Genomic DNA, 1,555 nt, shown 5'->3' with positions numbered 1-1,555 from the left:
CTGGCCTAACCTTCTCCGTCCCTCCATCGCAATAACTGGAAGTACAGGAATATTAACCTGTTTTCCATCGACTACGCTTTTCAGCCTCGCCTTAGGGACCGACTAACCCTGCGTCGATTAACGTTGCGCAGGAAACCTTGGTCTTTCGGCGTGCGAGTTTTTCACTCGCATTGTCGTTACTCATGTCAGCATTCGCACTTCTGATACCTCCAGCAAGCTTCTCAACTCACCTTCACAGGCTTACAGAACGCTCCTCTACCGCGTCATCGAAGATGACACCCGTAGCTTCGGTGCATGGTTTGAGCCCCGTTACATCTTCCGCGCAGGCCGACTCGACTAGTGAGCTATTACGCTTTCTTTAAAGGGTGGCTGCTTCTAAGCCAACCTCCTAGCTGTCTAAGCCTTCCCACATCGTTTCCCACTTAACCATGACTTTGGGACCTTAGCTGACGGTCTGGGTTGTTTCCCTTTTCACGACGGACGTTAGCACCCGCCGTGTGTCTCCCATGCTCGGCACTTCCAGGTATTCGGAGTTTGCATCGGTTTGGTAAGTCGGGATGACCCCCTAGCCGAAACAGTGCTCTACCCCCTGGAGTGATACATGAGGCGCTACCTAAATAGCTTTCGAGGAGAACCAGCTATCTCCGAGCTTGATTAGCCTTTCACTCCGATCCACAGGTCATCCGCTAACTTTTCAACGGTAGTCGGTTCGGTCCTCCAGTCAGTGTTACCTAACCTTCAACCTGCCCATGGATAGATCGCCCGGTTTCGGGTCTATACCCAGCGACTAAACGCCCTATTAAGACTCGCTTTCGCTACGCCTCCCCTATTCGGTTAAGCTCGCCACTGAATATAAGTCGCTGACCCATTATACAAAAGGTACGCAGTCACCTAACAAAGTAGGCTCCCACTGCTTGTACGCATACGGTTTCAGGTTCTATTTCACTCCCCTCTCCGGGGTTCTTTTCGCCTTTCCCTCACGGTACTGGTTCACTATCGGTCAGTCAGTAGTATTTAGCCTTGGAGGATGGTCCCCCCATGTTCAGACAAAGTTTCTCGTGCTCCGTCCTACTCGATTTCATTGACAAGAGATTTTCGTGTACGGGGCTATCACCCACTATGGCCGCACTTTCCAGAGCGTTCCACTAATCTCAAATCAACTTAAGGGCTGGTCCCCGTTCGCTCGCCACTACTAAGGGAATCTCGGTTGATTTCTTTTCCTCAGGGTACTTAGATGTTTCAGTTCCCCTGGTTCGCCTCTTGCACCTATGTATTCAGTGCAAGATACTCAGCTTGTGCTGAGTGGGTTCCCCCATTCAGAGATCTCTGGATCACAGTCTGTTTGCCGACTCCCCAAAGCTTATCGCAGGCTACCACGTCTTTCATCGCCTCTGACTGCCAAGGCATCCACCGTATGCGCTTCTTCACTTGACCATATAACCCCAAGCAATCTGGTTATACTGTGAAGACGACATTCGCCGAAAATTCGCATGTTGCTCTTTCGAGCAGAACTCACAAATTTTACCTTAGCCTGATTAACCAGCAGTGAAACTGG

1 rRNA gene is annotated in these 1,555 nt (G+C 50.6%); it reads right to left on the bottom strand.

The features are described 5' to 3' along the window. Positions 1-1,434: ribosomal RNA gene (locus tag HU760_RS24340) — 23S ribosomal RNA — on the bottom strand; the annotation flags it as partial. Positions 1,435-1,555 lie beyond the last annotated feature (121 nt).

Source organism: Pseudomonas oryzicola (assembly GCF_014269185.2).
GTDB lineage: Bacteria > Pseudomonadota > Gammaproteobacteria > Pseudomonadales > Pseudomonadaceae > Aquipseudomonas > Aquipseudomonas oryzicola.
Note: the sequence above shows the minus strand (reverse complement) of the source record. Positions and strands in the feature narration are given on the sequence as shown.